Raw genomic sequence first — 19,779 nt, 5'->3', positions numbered from 1 at the left:
TCCAGGGAATCGGTGACGTTGAACATCACCAGCCTGCCATGACCGCCCTCTCTCAGCGAATTTGCAGAACTCTCAGCACACTACCCCTAACGGCCAATCAGGTTGGCGATCCTTCACACCCCCTCTGGCCTGCCGGCCATCTCCCCCGCAAGGGGGGAGATCGGCAGTTTCGGCGTTGCGGGTCCTTCTTCGCAAGTCCATATGCGATTGCCTTGGACGTCAGGGCAGAAGCGCACCGCCGGTCGACAACAAGCCCAAGAGATAACCCAGCGCAAACACCACGATCAGCGCGATGGCGATGACGGCGCCGCGTCGGGCACCGAGCGAATGCACGCCGACGCCATAGGGCTTCCGCTCCAGTCTGCCGATCACCGGCTTCGCTTCGTCCTGGCCGACCACACGCATCTGCGGCAGTTCGGCGATGCGTTGCGAGATCAGCCGCCAGCGATCGTCGTCGCCCGAGGGCCGCCCCGTGCCGTCGAAGACATGCATGCGCTCGGCCAGCCGCATCACCGTGTCGCGGAAGGCGGGATCGATCGCCAGGTCTCGCTCGGCACGCTCGCGGTCGCGATCGTTCATCAGGCCAAGCACATAGTCGCCCGCCCGCGTAACGCGATCGCTTTCACCGGCCATCGGCTTCTCCTTGCTACCAGTGCGGCGGTTTGGTTATCGGCACGTCGGGTGCCGATTGTTCCTCCAGCGCCATGAAGCGCCCGGTCAGCGCATCCAGCTTGCGCTGCATGCGCTCGATGACCGTCCACTGTTCGGCGATCTGGCCCGACAGTTCCTCGATCGTCTTTTCCTGCTCGGCGGCGCGGATTTCCAGCGTCGTCAGCCGGTCGACAGGCATGATCATTCGAAACTCCCCAGGTCCTGGTGCACGCAGTTGCAGCATGATGCGACTGTCGAGCCTTGCATATTAGTGAATGTGAAGGTCTGCGGCCACGTTCGAAATTGACAAGCGCACCGGGATTTGTCGAGAGTGGCCACTGCGCCGCCAATTGGCACGGGTGGGGCATCATGCTAGGCGTTTTGACCAAGCGATAAAAAAATAAGAGTGGGACAGGCTGCATGGCGCAAGCCGCAATCGAACTGATCGGCATCAACAAGAGTTTTGGCGCCGTTCGCGCCAATCGCGACATCAATCTGGAGATCGCACGCGGCACCATCCACGGCATCGTCGGCGAGAACGGCGCCGGCAAGTCGACGCTGATGTCGATCCTCTACGGCTTCTACCAGGCCGACAGCGGCGAGATCCGCGTCGGCGGCAAGCCGGCGTCGATCAAGACTTCCAACGACGCCATCGCGCTCGGCATCGGCATGGTGCACCAGCACTTCATGCTGGTCGACAATTTCACCGTGCTGGAAAACATCATCCTCGGCGCCGAAAGCGATGCGCTGTTGAAAAAGAGCATCGCCAAGGCGCGCTCCGAACTGGAGCGGCTCGAGCGCGAATACGGGCTGGAAGTCGATCCCGACGCCATCATCGAGGAATTGCCGGTCGGCCTGCAGCAGCGTGTCGAAATCCTGAAGGCGCTTTATCGCGGCGCCGAAATCCTGATTCTCGACGAGCCGACGGGCGTATTGACGCCGGCCGAGGCCGACCATCTGTTTCGCATCCTCAGGCAGTTGAAGGACCAGGGGAAAACGGTGGTGCTGATCACCCACAAGCTGCGCGAGATCATGGCCATCACCGACAATGTCTCGGTCATGCGCCAGGGCACGATGGTGGCGACGCGCGAGACCAGCAAGACGACAGTCGGCGAACTGGCCGAACTGATGGTTGGGCGGCGCGTGCTGCTGCGGGTCGAAAAGGGCGAGACGGAGGCCGGCGCGGTCAAGCTGGCCGTCAAGAACCTGACGGTGAAAGACCAGCGCGGCGTCACCATGGTCGACGACATCTCCTTCGATATCCACGCCGGCGAGATCGTCGGCATTGCCGGTGTCGCAGGCAACGGCCAGTCCGAACTGCTCGAGGCGATTTCCGGCATCAGGCGCGCGGTTTCCGGCTCGGTGATGCTCGATGGCAAGCCGATCGACCTGACCGGGGCCGCCGATCCCGGCGAGTTGCGCGACCGTGGGCTCGCCCATGTGCCGGAGGACCGCCATCATGTCGGCCTGGTGCTGGCCTTCGAGGAGAACGAGAATTCGATCCTCGGCTACCATGACGACCCGCGCTACCTCAAAGGGCCGTTCCTCAACATCGACGCCATCATGACCGATGCCAAGGACAAGATCGAGAAGTACGATATCCGTCCCGGCAATCCGCGTCTGAAGACGGCGAATTTCTCCGGCGGCAACCAGCAGAAGATCGTGCTGGCGCGAGAAATGGAGCAGGATCCCGGTGTTCTGATCGTCGGCCAGCCGACGCGCGGCGTCGATGTCGGCGCCATCGAATTCATCCACAAGCGGCTGATCGCAATGCGCGACCAGGGCAAGGCGGTGCTGGTGGTGTCGGTCGAGCTCGACGAGATCCGTTCGCTGTCGGACCGCATCCTGGTGATGTTTGCCGGGCGCATCGTCGGCGAACGTGGCCCCGAGGCGACCGAAGGCGAGCTTGGCCTGCTGATGGCAGGCGTCGATCGCCAGGAGGCGGCAGAGTGAGCACGCCTTACGCCAAGCTGCCGGCCTGGGCCGATTATGGGCTGATCCCGCTGATCAATCTGTCGGTGGCCTTCATCGTTGCCGGTTTCGTCGTCATGCTGGTCGGCGAAAACCCGTTTCGTGCCGCCGTCATCCTGGTCGAGGGCGCTTTCGGCAAGGGAACCGGCATTGCCTTCACGCTGTTCTATGCCACCACCTTCATCTTCACCGGCCTGTCAGTGGCGGTGGCCGCACATTGCGGCCTGTTCAACATCGGGACCGAGGGCCAGGCCTATATTGCCGGCCTTGGCGTGGGCGTGGTCTGCCTCGCCTTCGACACTGTGCTGCCGTGGTGGCTGACCTTTCCGCTGGCGATCGTCGCCGGAGCCGCCGTCGGTGCGCTGTGGGCGCTGATTCCGGCCTATCTGCAGGCCAAGCGCGGGTCGCACATCGTCATCACCACCATCATGTTCAACTTCATCGCGGCCTCGATCATGGTCTATCTCCTGGTCGGGCCATTGAAGCCGGCGGCGTCGCAGGCACCGCAGACGCGCAACTTCCTCGCCGGGGCCGAGCTGCCGAAGCTCAACTGGATCATCGAACTGTTCGGCGCCAAGATCCGCTCGGCGCCGTTCAACATCTGCTTCCTGCTGGCGCTGCTCATGGCATTCCTGGTCTGGCTGCTGATCTGGCGCACCAAGCTCGGCTACGAGATGCGCACCTATGGCCACAGCCCGAAAGCGGCGCGCTATGCCGGCATTTCGGAGACCCGCATCATCATCATCGCGATGATGATTTCGGGCGCGCTGGCCGGCATGATGACACTCAACCCGGTGATGGGCGACCAGCACAATGTGGCGATCGATTTCGTCTCCGGCGCCGGCTTCGTCGGCATTGCCGTGGCGCTGATGGGCCGTCTGCATCCGGTCGGCATCGTGCTGGCGGCGATCCTGTTCGGCATGCTCTACCAGGGTGGCGCCGAACTCGCCTTCGAAATGCCGGCGATTTCCCGCGACATGATCGTCATCATCCAAGGCCTGGTCATCCTGTTTGCCGGTGCGCTGGAGCACATGTTCCGGCCCTACGTCCAGGCGCTGTTCGCCTCGTTCAGTCCAAGGTCGGTCGGCATCGAAGCGGTCAAAGGGAAGGGCGCCTGAGATGGACGTCTTCATCGCCATCGTGCAGATCCTGGACTCGACCATACGCCTGTCGGTGCCGCTGCTGCTCGCTTGCCTCGCCGGCCTCTATTCGGAACGCGCCGGCGTTTTCGACATCGGGCTGGAAGGCAAGATGCTGGTCGGCGCCTTTGCAGGTGCGGCCGCCGCTTCGGTCTTCCATTCGGCCTTCCTCGGTCTCGGCATGGCGATCGTGATGTCGGTCGCCTTTGCCTTGGTGCACGGCTTCGCCTCGATCACCCATCGCGGCAACCAGATCGTCTCCGGTGTGGCCATCAACTTCGTCGCCGCCGGCTCGACCATCATTCTGGGCCAGGCCTGGTTCCAGCAGGGCGGGCGCACGCCGGCGCTACAGCCGGGCGAGCGTTTCGAGGCCATCACTCTGCCAGGTGCTGCCGCGATCCATGATGTGCCGATCATCGGGCCGATCTATTCCGAGCTGCTCTCTGGCCATTCGATCCTGGTGTATCTCGCTTTCGCCATGGTGCCGTTCACCTGGTGGGTGTTGTTTCGCACCCGCTTCGGCCTGCGCCTACGCGCCGTCGGCGAGAACCCGGCCGCCGTCGACACCGCCGGCATCTCGGTCGCCTGGCTGCGCTACCGGGCGCTGATCTGCACCGGTGTGCTGACCGGCATTGCCGGCGCCTACCTCTCGATGGTGCAGAATGGCGGCTTCGTGAAGGACATGACCGCCGGCAAGGGCTACATCGCGCTGGCGGCGCTGATCTTTGCCAAATGGCGACCGGTGAACGCCATGTTCGCCTGTCTTCTGTTCGGCTTCCTCGACGCGGCGGCGATCCGCCTACAGGGTTCGCCGCTGCCGTTGATCGGCAAGGTGCCGGTGCAGTTCATGCAGGCGCTGCCCTATGTGCTGACCGTGATCCTGCTTGCCGGCTTCATCGGCAAGGCGATCCCGCCGCGCGCCGGCGGCGTGCCTTATGTCAAGGAACGTTGATCCGGGCGCCCAGGAGCACTGAGTCGAACATGCGGCTGGTGCTCGAAAGGCGCCAGGAAACGCAAATGGCCGGGTTTTGAACACGATCGTCGGAGAGAACGTCTAGATGTCGCATGATCTGTTCGAAGCCGCGCAGGAGGCCATGGCCAAGGCCTACGCGCCCTATTCGAAGTTTCCGGTGGGTGCGGCGTTGCGCACCGAAGACGGCCGTGTCTTCACCGGCGCCAACATCGAGGTCGCGTCCTATCCGGAAGGCTGGTGCGCCGAGACCACGGCGCTCGGCCATTACATCATGGGCGGTGGCGGCAAGATTGTGGAAATCGCCGTCATTGCCTCGCGCATGGCGAAATGCTCGCCCTGCGGCGGCTGCCGGCAAAGGCTGGCGGAATTCTGCCGGCCGGACACAAAGCTCTATCTTTGCGACAACACCGGCGTGGTCGAGACCGTGACCATGGGCGACATGCTGCCCTACGGGTTTCGTGGCGACATTTTGAAGTGAGAGTTGGCTGATATGAAGGAAGCTCTGGACCACCTCGTTGAAAGGCTGGGCGGGTTGGCGCCGACAACGGCGATGGTGCTGGGGTCGGGCCTTGGCGGGCTTGTCGACCAGGTCGAAAATGCCGTGCGCATCTCTTATGCCGACCTGCCGGGTTTCCCCCGCAGCGGGGTGACTGGCCATGCCGGCGAGGTGGTCGCGGGGCTTTTCGCCGGCACGCCGGTGCTGATGCTGTCCGGCCGCGCCCATTATTACGAGCACGGCGTTGCTGCGGCGATGCGGCCGGCGCTGGAGGTGCTTGCCGGCATCGGCATCACCAAGCTGATCCTTACCAATGCCGCGGGCTCGGTCGATCCCGACATGCTGCCTGGATCGGTGATGCTGATCACCGATCACATCAATTTCTCCGGCTCCAACCCGCTGATCGGCGAGCCGAGCGACCGCCGCTTCGTCGGCCTGACCGAAGCCTATGATGCCGGCTTGCGCGCGGCGATCGAACGGGCGGCGAAGGCGACAGGGACGGCGCTGCACAAGGGCGTCTATATGTGGTTTTCCGGTCCGTGTTTCGAAACCCCTGCTGAAATCCGCATGGCCCGCGTCATGGGCGCCAAAGCGGTAGGGATGTCGACCGTACCGGAGGTCATTCTCGCCCGCTTCCTTGGGCTTCGCGTTGCCGCCTGTTCGGTGATCACCAATCTCGCCGCCGGGATGACCGGGGCGGAACTGTCGCACCAGGAGACCAAGGACATGGCGCCGATCGGCGGCGCACGGCTGGCGACGATCCTTGCGCATGTGTTCCAGGATGGGTCGCCGGAGCCAAAGGGCACCTGATGCTTCCCCAGGAAATCATCCGCCGCAAGCGCGACGGCCAGAAACTGTCCGCACAGGAGATTTCGGCTTTTGTCGCGGGCGTGACTTCGGGCAGCGTCTCGGACGGCCAGGTCGGCGCCTTTGCCATGGCAGTGTTCTTCAACGGCATGAACCGCGACGAGGCGGTGGCGCTGACACTGGCGATGCGCGATTCCGGCGATGTGCTCGACTGGTCCGACCTGCCGGGTCCGGTCACCGACAAACATTCGACCGGCGGCGTCGGCGACAATGTCTCGCTGATGCTGGCGCCGATCGTCGCCGCTTGCGGCGCCTATGTACCGATGATCTCCGGCAGGGGCCTTGGCCATAGCGGCGGCACGCTGGACAAGATGGACGCCATCCCGGGCTATATCAGCCAGCCGGATATCGCGCGCTTCCGCAAGACGGTGCTCGAGACCGGCTGTGCCATCATCGGCCAGACCGCCGATCTCGCGCCCGCCGACCGTCGGCTCTATGCGATCCGCGATGTGACCGGAACGGTGGAATCGGTGCCGCTGATCACTGCTTCTATCCTGTCGAAGAAACTCGCGGCTGGCCTGCAGTCGCTGGTGCTCGACGTCAAGGTCGGCAATGGCGCCTTCATGGAGAAGTCGCGCGACGCGACAGCACTGGCCAACAGCCTGGTCGAGATCGCCAACGGCGCCGGCCTGAAGGCCTCGGCGCTGGTCACCGGCATGAACGAGCCGCTGGCGTCGGCGGCCGGCAACGCGGTCGAGGTGCGCAACGCCGTCGATTTCCTCACCGGGAGGCTCCGCGACAAGCGACTGGAGGATGTGACGCTGGCGCTGGCCGCCGAGATGCTGCAATCGGCAGGGCTGGCGTCGTCCAATCAGGACGGTCTCAGGCGCGCGGCCGAGACGCTGGCCGGCGGCCGCGCGGCAGCCGCCTTCGCGCGTATGGTGACAGCGCTTGGCGGTCCCGCCGATTTCGTCGAGAAGCCGGAAAAATACCTGCCGAAAGCGGCGGTGGAGTTTGCGGTCAAGGCGACAGGCAACGGTTTTGCCACCGGTATTGCCACCCGCGATATCGGCCTTGCTGTGGTCGGGCTCGGTGGCGGGCGCACGCGGCCGGACGACAGGATCGACCATGCGGTCGGCATCACCAGGCTACTGCCGCTCGGCGCCGAGGTGCGGGCCGGCGAGCCGCTGGCGCTGGTCCACGCCCGCACGCAAGTGGAGGCCGAAGCGGCCGCAGCCGCCGTGCTTTCGGCCTATACGATCGGGGCGTCGAAACCAGCCGCCGACAAGACTGTCATCCGGCGCGTGCTGCCGCGCGGGTAGCGGAACGCGCTACTGCACCAGCAACAGTGTGCCGTTTTCGACCTGGTATTTTGCCAGCCGCTGCAAAAAGCTCATGCCGATCAGGTTGGTGCGCAGCGCCTTGTCGTCGAGGACCACGGCCTGGATGTTGTCGACGCTGATCTTGCCGATCTGCAGGCGGTCGATGTTGACCACAGCGGCCCTGATCGCGCCATTGGCGGTGTTGACCTGATGGCTGAAATCCGACGGGTTGAGCGAGATGCCGATGCGGCGCGCCGTCGAGGTGTTGATGGCGACCAACGTGGCGCCGGTGTCGATCATGCCGTCGACCTGGCGGCCGTTGAGCTTGAAGGCGGAGGTGAAATGGCCGCGCTCGTCGGCCGCCACCAGGACCTTGCGACCGGTGGGCAGCGGTGCGGCCGGCTTGTCGGGAACCGAGGCGAGGCTCAGCTCGGGCTGCGGTTGCGGCTTGCCGGCGACGGTCGACTTCAACAGGTTGTCGAGGATCTGCGGGTTCGACTGATAGACGATCGGGATCGATGCCGACGTTCCGGCGAACACGCCCAGAATGAGAAGCTTGCGCAGCATGAACGGACCTTCGTGAAGGCCCATTCTCGTGCGCACATGGTGTTTGCCGCTTTAACGCCAACCCGAAACCGCGGCTTTGCGTAAACGGGCGGTAAACGACTGGATGTCAGCTGGCCTTGCCAGCCGCCGTCATTTGGTTCCGTACATGCGGTCGCCGGCATCGCCGAGGCCGGGCATGATGTAGCCCTTCTCGTTGAGCTGGCGGTCGATGGAAGCGGTAAAGACCGGGACATCCGGATGCGCCTTGGTGAAGCGCTCGATGCCTTCTGGCGCCGCCAGCAGGCAAAGGAAGCGGATGTTGGTGGCGCCGCGCTCCTTCAGCTTGTCGATGGCCGCGATGGCCGAGTTCGCGGTCGCCAGCATCGGATCGACGACGATCACCAGCCGGTCGGCGAGATCGCTCGGCGCCTTGAAGAAATATTCCACCGCCTCCAGCGTTTCGTGATCGCGGTAGAGGCCGACATGGGCAACGCGGGCCGCCGGGACCAGGTCGAGCAGGCCTTCGAGCAGGCCATTGCCGGCGCGCAGCACCGAGGCGAAGACCAGCTTCTTGCCCTCCAGCGTCGGCGCTTCCATGGTTTCCATCGGCGTTTCGATGGTCGTCGTCGTCAGTTCAAGGTTGCGGGTGACCTCGTAGCCGAGCAGCAGCGAGATCTCGCGCAGCAGTCGCCGGAAGCCGGCGGTCGACGTCTCCTTCTTGCGCATGATGGTGAGCTTGTGCTGGACAAGCGGGTGGTCGACGACGGTGACGCCCTGCATGGGTTGCTCCAGTGAATGGTGAATAGTGAATAGTGAATAGTGAGCAGGTTTGCGAGTCCCGATGGATCGATCATTGCGGTTGACAGGCCGAAGAGCCGGCAAACCATTCACCATTCACCATTCACCATTCACCATTCACCATTCACCTCTTCGCATCGAGCCGGGCAAGCAGCGCGCTTTTCGTCTTCCTGTCGACGAAAGCCGCCTCGATCGCGGTTCGGGTGATGGCGGCCAGCGCCTTTTCGTTCATGGCGAAGTGCTCGGCGGCGATGTCGTATTCGCGCTTCAGCGAGGTCCAGAAATAGGGTGGGTCGTCGGAATTCAGGGTCACCTTGCAGCCGGCCGCCTGCAGGGCGGGGAAAGGGTGATCGGCGAAACTGTCGTAGACTTTGAGCGCGATGTTGGAGCCGGGGCAGCATTCAAGCACGATGCCCTCATCGGCGATGCGGCGCACCAGGTCGGGATTTTCGATGGCGCGCACGCCATGGCCGATGCGCGAGGGGCGGATGTGGTCGAGTGCGGCCTGCACCGTCTCCCAGCCGGTCAACTCGCCGGCATGGATGGTGATGCCAAGACCCGCTTCACGGGCGATCTCGAAGGCCCTGACATAATCCTCCATCTCGCCCATGCGTTCATCGCCGGCGACGCCGAAGCCGGTGACCAGCGGATTTCCGCAGCGCGCCGCAAAACGCGCCGCCTGCTCGATCGATTCGACGCCGACATGGCGTACGCCAGTGACGATCATGCGGCCCTCTATGCCGGTCTTGGCTTTGGCGCGCAGCATGCCTTCGCCGAGCGCATCGGTGTAGGCCTTGGGCGACAGGCCGGCCCTGACGGCATGGTCGGGCGAGGTGAAGACTTCGGAATAGATGGCGCCGTCGCGGGCAAGGCTGGTCAGATAATGGTCGGCGAGGCGGGCATAATCCTCCTCGGAGCGGAACAGGTCGGCGGAAAAGTCGTAAGCCGCGAGGAAAGAGGTGAAGTCGTGCCAGACGAACGAGCCGTTCTGGATATAAAGCGAGGTGTCCTTGCCGTATTTCTGCGCCTGGCGGACGACGAGTTCGGGCGCCGCTGCCCCCTCGATGTGGCAGTGCAGTTCCGCTTTCAAAGGCATGCAGTTATCCCGTCTCATCAGTCCAGGCCGTAAGCCCACCACCTGGAAGCGCGGCCGAACACCGCGCCTTAAACAATAGCGCCCGCACCATCGATCGGCTATGGTCCCGCCGGTTTTATGACGGATCAAAATAATGTCAGTTGAGAGAACCACGGCCGCGGGCGGCATGGAAACCTCCTATGGTTTCAAGAAGGTAGGGCCAGGCGACAAGCAGCCTCTGGTCAATGAGGTTTTCCACAAGGTGGCGAACCGCTACGACCTGATGAACGACCTGATGTCGGCCGGGCTGCACCGGCTGTGGAAGGATGCCATGGTGACATGGCTCAATCCGCCGAAACGTCCGGGCTGGAAAGTGCTTGACGTGGCGGGCGGCACCGGCGACATCGCCTTCCGCATTGTAGACGCCAGCCATGGCAACACGCATGCCACGGTGCTCGACATCAACGGCTCGATGCTTAGCGTCGGCCGTGACCGCGCGGAGAAAAAGGGCCTGTCCGGCAACACCGATTTCGTCGAGGCCAATGCCGAGGAACTGCCTTTCACCGATAGCACCTTTGACGCCTACACCATCGCATTCGGCATCCGCAACGTGCCGCGCATCGATGTCGCGCTGACGGAAGCCTTTCGCGTGCTGAAGCCCGGCGGACGGTTCCTGTGCCTGGAGTTTTCCGAGGTCGAGATGCCGCTGCTGGACAAGGTCTACGAAGCCTGGTCGTTCAACGCCATTCCGCAGATCGGCAAGATGGTGACGGGCGAGGGCGAACCCTATTCCTACCTGGTCGAATCGATCCGCAAATTTCCCAATCAGCAGAACTTTGCTGCCATGATCACCCGCGCGGGCTTCGAGCGCGTGTCGTTCCGCAACTATTCCGGCGGCATCGCAGCGCTTCATTCGGGCTGGAAGCTTTGAGGCCGGACAGTTTGCAGCAGCAGGGTAGACGATGAGCAGCGTCGGCGCCGCCTTTCGGCTCGCACGGGCCGGCTGGGTGCTGGTCCGCGAGGGCGTGATCGCAGCACTGCCGGGCGACGAACTCAGCGGCCTGCCGAAATTCGGCTGGCGCATGGCGCGGCTGTTTACCCGCCGCCGCGCGCTCGCTTATGAGCGCAGCGACCGGCTGGCCAAGGCGGTGGTCCGGCTCGGACCCTCCTACGTCAAGCTCGGCCAGTTCCTGGCGACGCGGCCTGATGTCGTCGGCAACGACATGGCGCTCGACCTCGCCATGCTGCAGGACAAGATGCACACTTTTTCGCAGGCGGAAGCGGTGGCGGCGATCGAGGGCTCGCTCGGGCGCAATATCGGCGAACTCTATAGGCAGTTCGGCGGGCCGGTCGCGGCGGCCTCCATCGCCCAGGTTCATCCCGCGCAAGCCATGCATAACGGTGTCGATACCAAGGTGGCGGTGAAGGTGATCCGGCCTGGCGTGCGCCGCCGCTTCTTCCAGGATCTCGAAAGCTATTTCCTCGCCGCCCGGCTGCAGGAGAAATACATCCCGTCGTCGCGCCGGCTGCGGCCGGTCGAGGTGACCGAGACGCTGGCGCAGACCACCAAGATCGAGATGGATCTTCGCCTCGAGGCGGCCGCACTTTCGGAACTGGGCGAAAACACCAAGGACGATCCGGGCTTCCGCGTGCCGTCGGTCGACTGGGAGCGCACCGGGCGCGATGTGCTGACCATGGAATGGGTCGACGGCGTCAAGATGAACGACATCGCCGGCCTCGCGGCGGCGGGGCACGATCTGAAGGCGATCGCCACCAACCTGATCCAGTCGTTCCTGCGTCACACGCTCCGCGACGGCTTCTTCCATGCCGACATGCATCCAGGCAATCTGTTCGTCGAGGCCAATGGCAATATCGTCGCCGTCGATCTCGGCATTGCCGGACGGCTCGGCAAGAAGGAGCGCCGGTTCCTCGCCGAAATCCTCTACGGCTTCATCACGCGCGACTATCTGCGCGTCGCCGAGGTGCATTTCGAGGCCGGCTACGTGCCGCGTCAGCACAATGTCGCGGCTTTCGCGCAGGCCATTCGCGCGATCGGCGAGCCGATCCATGGCCAGCCGGCTGAAACCATCTCGATGGCGAAGCTTCTGACGCTGCTCTTCGAGGTCACCGAACTGTTCGATATGGCCACGCGGTCGGAACTGATCCTGTTGCAGAAGACCATGGTGGTGGTCGAAGGCGTCGCGCGCACGCTCGACCCGGCCTTCAACATGTGGAAGACGGCCGAGCCGGTGGTCGGCCAGTGGATCGCCGGCAATCTCGGCCCGAGCGGCCTGCTGATGGACGCGCGCGACGGCGCCAAGGCGCTGCTGGCGCTGGCCCGCCAAGCGCCCGATCTTGCCGCCCGCACCGAACGGCTGTCGCGCGAGATCGATTTTATGGCCGAACACGGCCTGCGCTTCGACGAAGCAACATCGCGCGCCGTCGGTAAGGCCGAAGCGCGCTACACCCGCTCCGGCCGCATGGCGCTGTGGGTCATCGCGCTGACGCTGGTGTACATCGCGTGGAAGCTGCTCTGATCGCTTGCAACGCTAGCAACTGTGGTGCTAGCGTTGCAGTCGCGCTATTGATGTCGCGGAGCAAGTCATGGGCACCATTACTGTCCGCAATCTAGCTGACGACGTGAAGCAGAAATTGCGTGAGCGCGCTGCGGCGCGCGGGGTGTCGATGGAGGAAGAGGCGCGTGATGCGCTTGCCAAAAGCGTGCTGTCGGCGGAAGCCGGCATGCCCGAGAGCGAAACCCTCTATGCAACAATCCGCCGCTTTGTTGAGCCTCATGGAGGTTTTGACATCGATCTGCCCGAGCGAGGTCAATCCACAAAAACGCACAAAACCCTCGACGGCAAGCGCATCCTGCTGATCATCGGCGGCGGCATCGCCGCCTACAAGGCGCTGGACCTGATCCGCCGGCTGCGCGAGCGCGGTGCGGCGGTGCGCGTCGTGATGACATCGGCGGCGCAGGAGTTCGTCACCACGCTTTCGGTCGGCGCGCTTTCGGCCGACCATGTCTTCAGCGAATTGTTCGACCGCAATGACGAGCACGATGTCGGCCATATCCGCCTGTCGCGCGAGGCCGACCTTCTGGTAGTGGCGCCGGCCACTGCCGATCTGATGGCCAAGCTCGCCAACGGCCATGCCAACGATCTGGCCTCGACGGTGCTGCTCGCCACCGACAAGAAGGTGCTGATGGCGCCGGCGATGAACCCGAAAATGTGGTCGCATGCCGCGACGCGCCGCAACCGGGCGACGCTCGCCAAGGACGGCATCGCCTTTGTCGGCCCGGCCAGGGGCGAGATGGCCGAGAGCAATGAGGTGGGCGAAGGCCGCATGGCCGAGCCGCTGGACATCGTGGCAGTGATCGAGGCACTGCTCGACAGCAGGCCGAAGCCGCTGGCCGGCCGCAGGATCATCGTCACCTCGGGGCCGACGCATGAGCCGATCGACCCGGTGCGCTACATCGCCAACCGCTCTTCGGGCAAGCAGGGTCATGCGATTGCGGCAGCGCTGGCAAGACTGGGCGCGGATGTACGCCTGGTCTCCGGTCCGGTCGGCATTGCCGATCCGGCCGGCGTTGTGACGACGCATGTGGAGACCGCGGCCGAGATGAAAGCGGCCGTCGAACAGTTGTTGCCGGCGGACGCCGCGGTCTTCGTAGCTGCCGTCGCCGACTGGCGCACCGCTGGCACGGCCGGCGAGAAGATCAAGAAGGTGGCGGGCCAGGGCCCACCGGCGCTGCAAATGGTCGAAAACCCCGACATTCTCGCCGGCGTCGGTCATCACGGGCAACGCCCGGGGCTGGTTGTCGGCTTCGCCGCCGAGACGCAGGACCTGATTGCCAATGCCGAGGCCAAGCTGAAGAAGAAGGGCGCCGATTTCATTGTCGCCAACGATGTCTCGCATGAAAGCGGTGTCGGCCCCACCGGCGTCATGGGCGGCGACCGCAACAAGGTGCGCATCGTCTCGAAGGACGGCGTCGAGGAATGGCCTGAGATGGGCAAGGACGAGGTGGCGGCGCGGCTCGCCGCGCTCATCGCCGAGCGTTTGCAAGCCTGAGCGGCCGCCGGTCCGCAATCAGGCACGGGCCATGGTCTTGCAAGCAGCCTTGTGGTCGAGGGCATTTGACGCCGACAGCGCCGGCGGAATGCTGTCGCCAAATTCTCCATCCGCCGTGCCCTCAGCCTGTCGCCAATTGCGGCCGGCGTGCCGCCAAAGCCATCTTCAACGCCGCCAGGCAACCGACAATGCCGAGCGGCACGAAGGCCAGGTACAGCCAGCCGGCGACGTGCGCTGCTGCCTCGCGGTTCAGCCCGTCCGAAAAGCCGCTGGCATTGGCGATGATGCCGGCCATGGCGGCGCCCACGGCGTAGCCGATGCGCTGCATGGTCGGCACGGCGGCCGAGGCGATCGTCTGCTCGCCGTCGCGGGCCGAGGCGACGATGATGCGGGTCAGGAAGGGCCATGACACGCCGAAGCCACCGCCTTGCAACAAAGCGCAGAGCAGGATCATCGGGATCGAGCCGGCGGGGATGGCATAGGCGAAACCCGCGAGGCCGGCTGCAATCATCAGCGCGCCGATGACGAGGATCTGCCGTTCGCGGTGCAGCGGCGCATTGGCGACGGCGATCGACAGGATCGACCAGGCGATCGATTCGGCGGCGATGATGTAGCCTGTGGTCAGGATCGGGATGCCGTGCAGCGTGGTAAGCAGAAGCGGCCCGTAGATGGAAAAAGAGACTGTCGCCACCGAGAAGGCGGCAACCATGGTCATGCCGCTGCCGACCGGCGAGCGCCATGAGAACAGGCCCGACGGGAACAGTCGCGATTGCGGCTTCATGGCGTCGACGAAAACGAACAGCGCCAGGCCGGCGAGGCCGAGGGCCAGCAGCAGCGACGAGCGCAGCAAGGCGACGTCGACGCCTGCGGTGGCGATCAGCACGACGGCGATGGCGAGGCAGCCAAGTGCTGCATAGGGGAAGGGCGGCGATGTGCCGGCGGCGGCCTGCGGCTTCGCCGCTTCCGGCGTGTTCAGGACGATGAAGCTTGCCGATGCCATGGCAATGCCACCCAGCACGAAGACGCCGAAGGCCCAGCGCCAGGACAGGAGCTCGACCATGATCGCGCCGAGCATCGGGCCGCTGAACGCGGCGACGCCCCAGATCGCCGACATTATGCCGAACAGCTGTGGCCAGATGTTGCGGCTAAACAGCCGCTCGACCGAGACGAAGGCCAGCGACACCAGCGCACCGCCGCCGAGCCCCTCGACCAGACGGCCGCCAAGAAACACCGGCATGGACGGCGCGGTGGCGCAGATCAGGGCGCCCACGGCATAGAGCAGGGCGGCGACCGTGACGTTGGAGCGTAGAGCGACATAGCTGACCAGCCGCCCCGCCGCAGCGCCGGCGACAATGGCGCCGAGCTCGTAGACGGCCAGCGACCAGCCGACGAACTGCACACCGGCGAGGTCCCCGACCATGGCCGGCATGACCGTCGCCACCATCGTCTCGTTGGTGGCGTGCAGCAGGATGCCGAGGCTGATGAAGCAGAAGCGCGCGAGGTCGCCGCTTGCCCACAATGCCCGCCAGTCGACCTTGTTGCTGGTGATTTCAGTCATTCTTTTACCCTGCCTTTGCATATCTCGATGCCGGCGCATGGCGCCAGAAGCCAGTCGGGCTTTCCGGCGGGGCCATGCGCGCTGTTTCAGTCAGGCGAGTTGTAAAACCTCAAGCGCAGTTGAGCTCAAGTGGCTTTTTATCGAAGTGCAAACGGTCGAGATTGGCCGGAAGCCTCTCCGCTTGATGCGCCGGTCAGTTCTCAATGCTGCGCAGCTGAAACTGGCTGACGCCGATGGCAATGTTGATACCGGTCTGCGTCTGCAGGCTGAGCGGCTGCAGGGTGAAGGCCTGCGAGGAGCCGCCGACCAGGAGATTGGCGCCGGCGCCGACCGCCGCCGTCACTTCGGCGCTGGCCCCGATATAGTCGCCGGCCAACGCGCCGGGCGCATAGATGTTCCTCAGCGGCGTCAGCACCAGCCATTGCATGACGGTCTGCTTGGTGGTGCCGATGTCGAGCCCGTATTTGTTGACGGCGCCGAAATAGGCTTCCGGCGAAAAGCTCTTGTCGGCCGGCGTGAAGGTGCAGCTCAGATCCTTGCTGGAGCCGAAGATGAAGCCGGTGCCGCCGCCGATGGCGCAATCGAGCACACCGAGTTCGATGCCCTGGTCTTGCGCTTGGGCCTGGGCGGTACAGATGATGGTGATAGCGGCGGCGATGGCTGGTTTCAGCACGGCGGATCCCCCAAAAAGCATGCGGCGCGAAACAGTAACCTGTTCCGCGCCGCGCGTAGAGGGATCAGTCGATACTTATTTGCCGATGCTTATTTGAACGAGTGGATCAGCTCCAGGGAGGTCACGGCGACCGCTACATTGACGCCGGTCTGCGCCTGGACGCTGAGCGGCTCCAGCACAAAGGCGCCGTCGAGCCCGCCGACCAGCAGATTGGCGCCGCCGCCGGTCACCACGCTCGCCTCGGCGTTGACGCCGTAATAATGGCCGGCAAGGTCGCCCTCGTCATGGCCGCGGGTGGCGGCCAGAACCGCCCACACCAGCTGGCCCTGATGCGTCTGGCCGAGATCGACCCCGAGCTTGGAGATCATCCCCGTGTATTTCTCGGACGGCCCATGGTGATAAGGGCGGAACGTGCAGTCGACGCCCTTGTTCGACGTGATGACGTAACCGACGCCGCCGTCGATGGTGCAATCGAGCGTGCCGAGCTGAAGCTTGCCGGCGCTGGCGGGAACGGCAAGCAGCGTCGTGGCAAGTGCCGCGGCACAGATGATTTTCTTGATCATGGGTCAGTCCTTTCGAAAATGCCTTCAACAACGGTTGAATGGCCCGGAGCGTTCCGCTGAAAACTTGGCGCGATCAAGGCAGGGGTTAGCGCTTTGCCCCCGGTGGTTAAGATTGGGTGATAGTGGGGTTTTCTGGATACGCAATCCCTAGGGGAAGGGCTCTGCGCTTTCCCTTGGGAGAAACCGCTCACGCGGCGCACTGCATCAGGAATGGAACGTTGTATAAAAGGCCGCCGATGGCGGCGCGCCGGCCGCATCTCAGCCGGCCGTGGCGCCCGATGTGCGCGACAGGCCGTCCTTGGCCGGCTGGTAGGTCGGGTCGAGATGGACGGCTTCGCGGTAGGCCTTCGAGGCCTTGACCTTGTCGCCGCGGCGCTCGTAGATCAGCGCCTGGTTGGACCAGGCTTCGGCGTTCTTGCCGTCGAGCTTGATGGCCATGTTGAAGTCGGAGAAGGCGTTGTCCTCGTCATTCATGGCGAGATAGGAGAGGCCGCGGCCGTTGTAGGGTTCGGCGGCGTCCGGCGCCAGCGAGATGGCGGTCGAGAAATCCTCGATGGCAAACTTGTGCTGGCCTTGGCTCTGATAGATCAGGCCGCGATTGTGGTAGGCACGGGCATCCGTGGTGTCGAGCTGGATCGCCTTCTGGAAATCGTTGAAGGCCTGCTGGGTCTGGCCGGCCTTGCGATAGAGGTTGCCGCGGCCGATATAGGCGGCGTCATAATTTGCATTGATCTGGATCGAGCGGTTGTAGTCGGCAAGGGCGGCCGCCTGGTTGCCGAGGAAGCGCTGGATCAGCGCCCGGTTCGAATAGGCCTGGTAGAAATTCGGGTTGAGCTGGATGGCGGTGTCGAAATCCTTCAGCGCCGCCTGATACTGGCCGCCACGGCCATAGGCCGAGCCGCGCACATTGTAGCCTTCCGGATCCTGCGGATTGCGCTGGATCACCGCCGACAGCGAGGAGATGTTCTCGCTCGAGCCTTGCGCCTTGTCGATGTTGTTGAATTCGCCGGTCGGAACGCTCTGGCAACTGGCAAGCACCAGGCCGGACATCAGGGCTGCCGCCAGGGCCAAACCGCGCATTGTGGTTCTGCGCTCTACGCCGATTGCGTTCATGTCTGCCCTGTCCTCACTTCAGCCTCGCCGTCCAGGTCCCCCTCCGGGCCGGGTCACAGATTCTCGTAACAAAATCTAGAACGCCGTTTGCGCGTTCAAGGGAACGGCCTCCAACAGAATGGCGGCGCTCCAAACAAAAAGGTGGCGGCGATTCCGCATCGCGCCACCTCTGAGTATCCTTCGAAAAGGACGAAAAATTGGCGTCAGAACCGCGGCGGACGCGGAGCACCACCAGGACCACCGGCGGCGCCGGCAGCAACCGGGCGCGGCGTCATCGGCAGCAGGCCTTCGCGCTGGGCGCGCTTGCGGGCCAGCTTGCGGGCGCGGCGAACGGCTTCGGCCTTTTCACGGGCGCGCTTCTCGGAAGGCTTCTCGTAATGGCCGCGCATCTTCATTTCGCGGAAAATGCCTTCGCGCTGCATCTTCTTCTTGAGAGCGCGAAGCGCCTGATCAACGTTATTGTCGCGGACGAGTACCTGCACGGGCAATCCTGTCTTTCGGGTTTGATATCAACAGGCAAGTGGCCATAGCCACATGCCTCCGCGGCGCTTTACACCACGAATTGTGGCGGCTGATAGCAGAATCAGGCCGCGCTGTCCACACTGGAAATGAAGGACAACCGCCAATTTGCCACGGCAGCCCCGAGATAGGGCGCCAACTAGGCGCTGGCCAGATGGAGCCGTGCGAAATCCTCGAAGAATTCGCCGTAATCGCAGGTAATTTCCTCGCCGGCTGATATATCTCGAGTGGCGGTGGCGCCGCCATATTGCGAAAAATCCGTGTTCGGCCGCTCGGCGTGGTTCATGAAGCGGCCATTATCGACTTCATAGACCATGAAGCCGGGACGGTCGGGGCTCGGATAGGCATAGCGGTCGAGCAATTCCTTGAGGTGCGGCGGCGCCGCCTCGTATTTGTCCATCGGGATCAGCCGGTCGAAATCCGGATCGAGCCGCCAGATCGAGGCGCCCTTCCTGATCGGCTCGGCGGCGAACACGCCGACGCCTTCGATTGCGCTCTGGGCGACATAGGTCCTGATCAGCAGCATGTCCGTCCTCCTCACCCGAAACCGAATCGCCAAATCGCGAGGAAAAAGCAAGTCCGGTTTCGGGTTCTATGGCTGATCGGCGCGGGCGATGACCCGCGAAATGCTTCACGTCCGGGTGATCGAGACGCCGCCATCGGCAAACAGCGCCGATCCTGTGGTGAAGCTCGACGCATCCGATGCCAGGAAGAGCGCAGCGCGGGCGATCTCTTCAGGCACAGCGACACGTTTCAAGGCATGCAGGTTTTCCACGAAAGCGCGTGATTCCGGCGTCTTGAATGTTGCCGACGGCGTGTCGGTGCCACCCGGCATCAGCGCGTTGACCCGCACGCCCCTGGGGCCGTATTCGGCGGCCAGCACCTGCGTCAGGCCGATCAGTCCGGCCTTGCTCGCGGCATAGCTGGTCATGCCCGGCATGCCGACTGTGTGACCGACGAAGGTCGAGGTGAAGATCAGCGATCCGCCGCCGCGTTCGACCATCGCCGGCACCTGGTATTTCGCGCCGAGAAAGGCGCTGGTCAGATTGGCGTCGAGCGTCTCGCGCCATCCGTCCAGCGACAGTTCCGAAATCGGACCCATCGTTCCGACGGAGCCGACATTGTTGAAGGCGATATCGAGCCCGCCGAATTTTTCGACGGCGAGATCGACGAGGGCTTTTGCATAGGCTTCGTCGCGGACATCGCCGGCAAGCGCGACTGCCGTGCCGTCGGCGTCCTCGATTTCGACGACCAGCGCATCGAGTTCGGCCTGGCGGCGGGCGGCGATGACGACCCTGGAGCCTTCTTCGGCGAAGAGTTTTGCGGTGGCGCGGCCGATGCCGGAACTGGCGCCGGTGACGATCGCTATTTTATTGGTGAGTGCGAACATTTTTTACATCCTTTCATCGCGCCGGCTGTGCCGGCAACCGGGATGTTGATCGCAGTTCGGGACGGTGCTAGCCACCCGATACGTGCTCGACTTGCTGAATGGCTTCGCAGCGGC

At 64.0% G+C, this 19,779-nt stretch carries 21 protein-coding genes; 9 read left to right on the top strand and 12 right to left on the bottom strand.

Features of this window, described 5'->3' with window-relative positions; translation table 11 throughout:
• Positions 1–219: 219 nt before the first annotated feature.
• Together NKI35_RS29340 and NKI35_RS29335 are read right to left on the bottom strand one after the other, a co-directional pair.
• Complete coding sequence (locus NKI35_RS29340) at positions 220–633, bottom strand: hypothetical protein (protein ID WP_352742274.1); 414 nt, start codon at positions 631–633, stop codon at positions 220–222.
• A gap of 13 nt (positions 634–646) precedes the next feature.
• Complete coding sequence (locus tag NKI35_RS29335; RefSeq protein WP_196813704.1) at positions 647–853, bottom strand: SlyX family protein; 207 nt, start codon at positions 851–853, stop codon at positions 647–649.
• A gap of 218 nt (positions 854–1,071) precedes the next feature.
• Between NKI35_RS29335 and NKI35_RS29330 the strand changes: the two genes are divergently transcribed.
• The 6 genes from NKI35_RS29330 to deoA all read left to right on the top strand — a co-directional run bounded on the left by NKI35_RS29330 (position 1,072) and on the right by deoA (position 7,359).
• A complete protein-coding gene (locus NKI35_RS29330) occupies positions 1,072–2,604 on the top strand; it encodes an ABC transporter ATP-binding protein (protein ID WP_023698756.1) in 1,533 nt (510 codons plus the stop codon).
• Positions 2,601–3,740, top strand: a complete 1,140-nt coding sequence (locus NKI35_RS29325; RefSeq protein WP_023686470.1) for an ABC transporter permease — start codon at positions 2,601–2,603, stop codon at positions 3,738–3,740. Before NKI35_RS29330 ends, NKI35_RS29325 begins: the two co-directional genes overlap by 4 nt.
• 1 nt (position 3,741) lies before the next feature.
• Entirely contained in the window at positions 3,742–4,713 is a 972-nt protein-coding gene (locus NKI35_RS29320) for an ABC transporter permease (protein WP_023683182.1), read from the top strand.
• A gap of 106 nt (positions 4,714–4,819) precedes the next feature.
• Positions 4,820–5,212, top strand: a complete 393-nt coding sequence (gene cdd / locus NKI35_RS29315; RefSeq protein WP_023683183.1) for a cytidine deaminase — start codon at positions 4,820–4,822, stop codon at positions 5,210–5,212.
• A 12-nt stretch (positions 5,213–5,224) separates the two neighbouring features.
• The gene (locus NKI35_RS29310) at positions 5,225–6,040 is read left to right on the top strand and encodes a purine-nucleoside phosphorylase (RefSeq protein WP_352742272.1); all 816 of its coding nucleotides are present in this window, start codon (positions 5,225–5,227) and stop codon (positions 6,038–6,040) included.
• Positions 6,040–7,359 carry a thymidine phosphorylase gene (gene deoA / locus NKI35_RS29305; RefSeq protein WP_352742270.1) on the top strand — a complete coding sequence of 440 codons (1,320 nt, stop codon included), beginning with the start codon at positions 6,040–6,042 and terminating at the stop codon, positions 7,357–7,359. The genes NKI35_RS29310 and deoA overlap by 1 nt, the downstream gene beginning before the upstream one ends.
• 9 nt (positions 7,360–7,368) lie before the next feature.
• On the opposite strand, the gene NKI35_RS29300 is transcribed toward deoA, so the two are convergent.
• The 3 genes from NKI35_RS29300 to NKI35_RS29290 form a co-directional block, all read right to left on the bottom strand.
• Entirely contained in the window at positions 7,369–7,926 is a 558-nt protein-coding gene (locus NKI35_RS29300; protein WP_023740923.1) for a TIGR02281 family clan AA aspartic protease, read from the bottom strand.
• 129 nt (positions 7,927–8,055) lie between these two features.
• The gene (upp, locus tag NKI35_RS29295; protein WP_023671129.1) at positions 8,056–8,685 is read right to left on the bottom strand and encodes a uracil phosphoribosyltransferase; all 630 of its coding nucleotides are present in this window, start codon (positions 8,683–8,685) and stop codon (positions 8,056–8,058) included.
• A 142-nt stretch (positions 8,686–8,827) separates the two neighbouring features.
• Positions 8,828–9,799 carry an adenosine deaminase gene (locus NKI35_RS29290; protein ID WP_023804686.1) on the bottom strand — a complete coding sequence of 324 codons (972 nt, stop codon included), beginning with the start codon at positions 9,797–9,799 and terminating at the stop codon, positions 8,828–8,830.
• Positions 9,800–9,932: 133 nt separating this feature from the next.
• Between NKI35_RS29290 and ubiE the strand changes: the two genes are divergently transcribed.
• The 3 genes from ubiE (at position 9,933) to coaBC (ending at position 13,849) form a co-directional block, all read left to right on the top strand.
• Positions 9,933–10,709 (top strand): bifunctional demethylmenaquinone methyltransferase/2-methoxy-6-polyprenyl-1,4-benzoquinol methylase UbiE, encoded by a 777-nt coding sequence (gene ubiE / locus NKI35_RS29285; protein WP_023691856.1) that lies wholly within the window; start codon positions 9,933–9,935, stop codon positions 10,707–10,709.
• 31 nt (positions 10,710–10,740) lie between these two features.
• Positions 10,741–12,315: a 2-polyprenylphenol 6-hydroxylase gene (ubiB, locus tag NKI35_RS29280; RefSeq protein ID WP_352742268.1), complete on the top strand. Its 1,575-nt coding sequence runs from the start codon at positions 10,741–10,743 to the stop codon at positions 12,313–12,315.
• Between the two features lie 67 nt (positions 12,316–12,382).
• Positions 12,383–13,849, top strand: coding sequence for a bifunctional phosphopantothenoylcysteine decarboxylase/phosphopantothenate--cysteine ligase CoaBC (gene coaBC, locus NKI35_RS29275; protein ID WP_352742266.1), 1,467 nt, complete (start codon positions 12,383–12,385; stop codon positions 13,847–13,849).
• A gap of 121 nt (positions 13,850–13,970) precedes the next feature.
• On the opposite strand, the gene NKI35_RS29270 is transcribed toward coaBC, so the two are convergent.
• The 7 genes from NKI35_RS29270 to NKI35_RS29240 form a co-directional block, all read right to left on the bottom strand.
• Complete coding sequence (locus NKI35_RS29270; protein WP_352742264.1) at positions 13,971–15,407, bottom strand: MFS transporter; 1,437 nt, start codon at positions 15,405–15,407, stop codon at positions 13,971–13,973.
• A 193-nt stretch (positions 15,408–15,600) separates the two neighbouring features.
• Positions 15,601–16,080, bottom strand: a complete 480-nt coding sequence (locus NKI35_RS29265) for a DUF992 domain-containing protein (protein ID WP_023683192.1) — start codon at positions 16,078–16,080, stop codon at positions 15,601–15,603.
• An 89-nt stretch (positions 16,081–16,169) separates the two neighbouring features.
• The gene (locus NKI35_RS29260; RefSeq protein ID WP_023671136.1) at positions 16,170–16,643 is read right to left on the bottom strand and encodes a DUF992 domain-containing protein; all 474 of its coding nucleotides are present in this window, start codon (positions 16,641–16,643) and stop codon (positions 16,170–16,172) included.
• 258 nt (positions 16,644–16,901) lie between these two features.
• On the bottom strand, positions 16,902–17,756 hold the full coding sequence (locus NKI35_RS29255; RefSeq protein WP_023700994.1) for a tetratricopeptide repeat protein: 855 nt from the start codon (positions 17,754–17,756) through the stop codon (positions 16,902–16,904).
• Positions 17,757–17,959: 203 nt separating this feature from the next.
• Positions 17,960–18,238, bottom strand: a complete 279-nt coding sequence (rpsU, locus tag NKI35_RS29250) for a 30S ribosomal protein S21 (protein WP_023671138.1) — start codon at positions 18,236–18,238, stop codon at positions 17,960–17,962.
• 176 nt (positions 18,239–18,414) lie between these two features.
• Positions 18,415–18,801, bottom strand: coding sequence for an SET domain-containing protein (locus NKI35_RS29245; RefSeq protein WP_023671139.1), 387 nt, complete (start codon positions 18,799–18,801; stop codon positions 18,415–18,417).
• A 105-nt stretch (positions 18,802–18,906) separates the two neighbouring features.
• Positions 18,907–19,665 (bottom strand): SDR family oxidoreductase, encoded by a 759-nt coding sequence (locus NKI35_RS29240; RefSeq protein WP_352536166.1) that lies wholly within the window; start codon positions 19,663–19,665, stop codon positions 18,907–18,909.
• Between the last annotated feature and the right edge of the window lie 114 nt (positions 19,666–19,779).

The organism is Mesorhizobium sp. M0676 (assembly GCF_040320535.1).
Taxonomy (GTDB): domain Bacteria; phylum Pseudomonadota; class Alphaproteobacteria; order Rhizobiales; family Rhizobiaceae; genus Mesorhizobium.
This window is presented reverse-complemented; position numbering and strand designations above follow the sequence as displayed.

Bases quoted from the DNA above. Each gene is read 5' to 3' on its own strand.
- ubiE (WP_023691856.1), top strand. From the start codon at position 9,933: ATGTCAGTTGAGAGAACCACGGCCGCGGGCGGCATGGAAACCTCCTAT.
- NKI35_RS29260 (WP_023671136.1), bottom strand. From the start codon at position 16,643: ATGATCAAGAAAATCATCTGTGCCGCGGCACTTGCCACGACGCTGCTT.
- ubiB (WP_352742268.1), top strand. From the start codon at position 10,741: ATGAGCAGCGTCGGCGCCGCCTTTCGGCTCGCACGGGCCGGCTGGGTG.
- NKI35_RS29330 (WP_023698756.1), top strand. From the start codon at position 1,072: ATGGCGCAAGCCGCAATCGAACTGATCGGCATCAACAAGAGTTTTGGC.
- NKI35_RS29290 (WP_023804686.1), bottom strand. From the start codon at position 9,799: ATGCCTTTGAAAGCGGAACTGCACTGCCACATCGAGGGGGCAGCGGCG.
- NKI35_RS29340 (WP_352742274.1), bottom strand. From the start codon at position 633: ATGGCCGGTGAAAGCGATCGCGTTACGCGGGCGGGCGACTATGTGCTT.
- cdd (WP_023683183.1), top strand. From the start codon at position 4,820: ATGTCGCATGATCTGTTCGAAGCCGCGCAGGAGGCCATGGCCAAGGCC.
- NKI35_RS29310 (WP_352742272.1), top strand. From the start codon at position 5,225: ATGAAGGAAGCTCTGGACCACCTCGTTGAAAGGCTGGGCGGGTTGGCG.
- NKI35_RS29245 (WP_023671139.1), bottom strand. From the start codon at position 18,801: ATGCTGCTGATCAGGACCTATGTCGCCCAGAGCGCAATCGAAGGCGTC.
- deoA (WP_352742270.1), top strand. From the start codon at position 6,040: ATGCTTCCCCAGGAAATCATCCGCCGCAAGCGCGACGGCCAGAAACTG.
- NKI35_RS29320 (WP_023683182.1), top strand. From the start codon at position 3,742: ATGGACGTCTTCATCGCCATCGTGCAGATCCTGGACTCGACCATACGC.
- coaBC (WP_352742266.1), top strand. From the start codon at position 12,383: ATGGGCACCATTACTGTCCGCAATCTAGCTGACGACGTGAAGCAGAAA.
- NKI35_RS29240 (WP_352536166.1), bottom strand. From the start codon at position 19,665: ATGTTCGCACTCACCAATAAAATAGCGATCGTCACCGGCGCCAGTTCC.
- NKI35_RS29270 (WP_352742264.1), bottom strand. From the start codon at position 15,407: ATGACTGAAATCACCAGCAACAAGGTCGACTGGCGGGCATTGTGGGCA.
- NKI35_RS29300 (WP_023740923.1), bottom strand. From the start codon at position 7,926: ATGCTGCGCAAGCTTCTCATTCTGGGCGTGTTCGCCGGAACGTCGGCA.
- NKI35_RS29255 (WP_023700994.1), bottom strand. From the start codon at position 17,756: ATGAACGCAATCGGCGTAGAGCGCAGAACCACAATGCGCGGTTTGGCC.
- upp (WP_023671129.1), bottom strand. From the start codon at position 8,685: ATGCAGGGCGTCACCGTCGTCGACCACCCGCTTGTCCAGCACAAGCTC.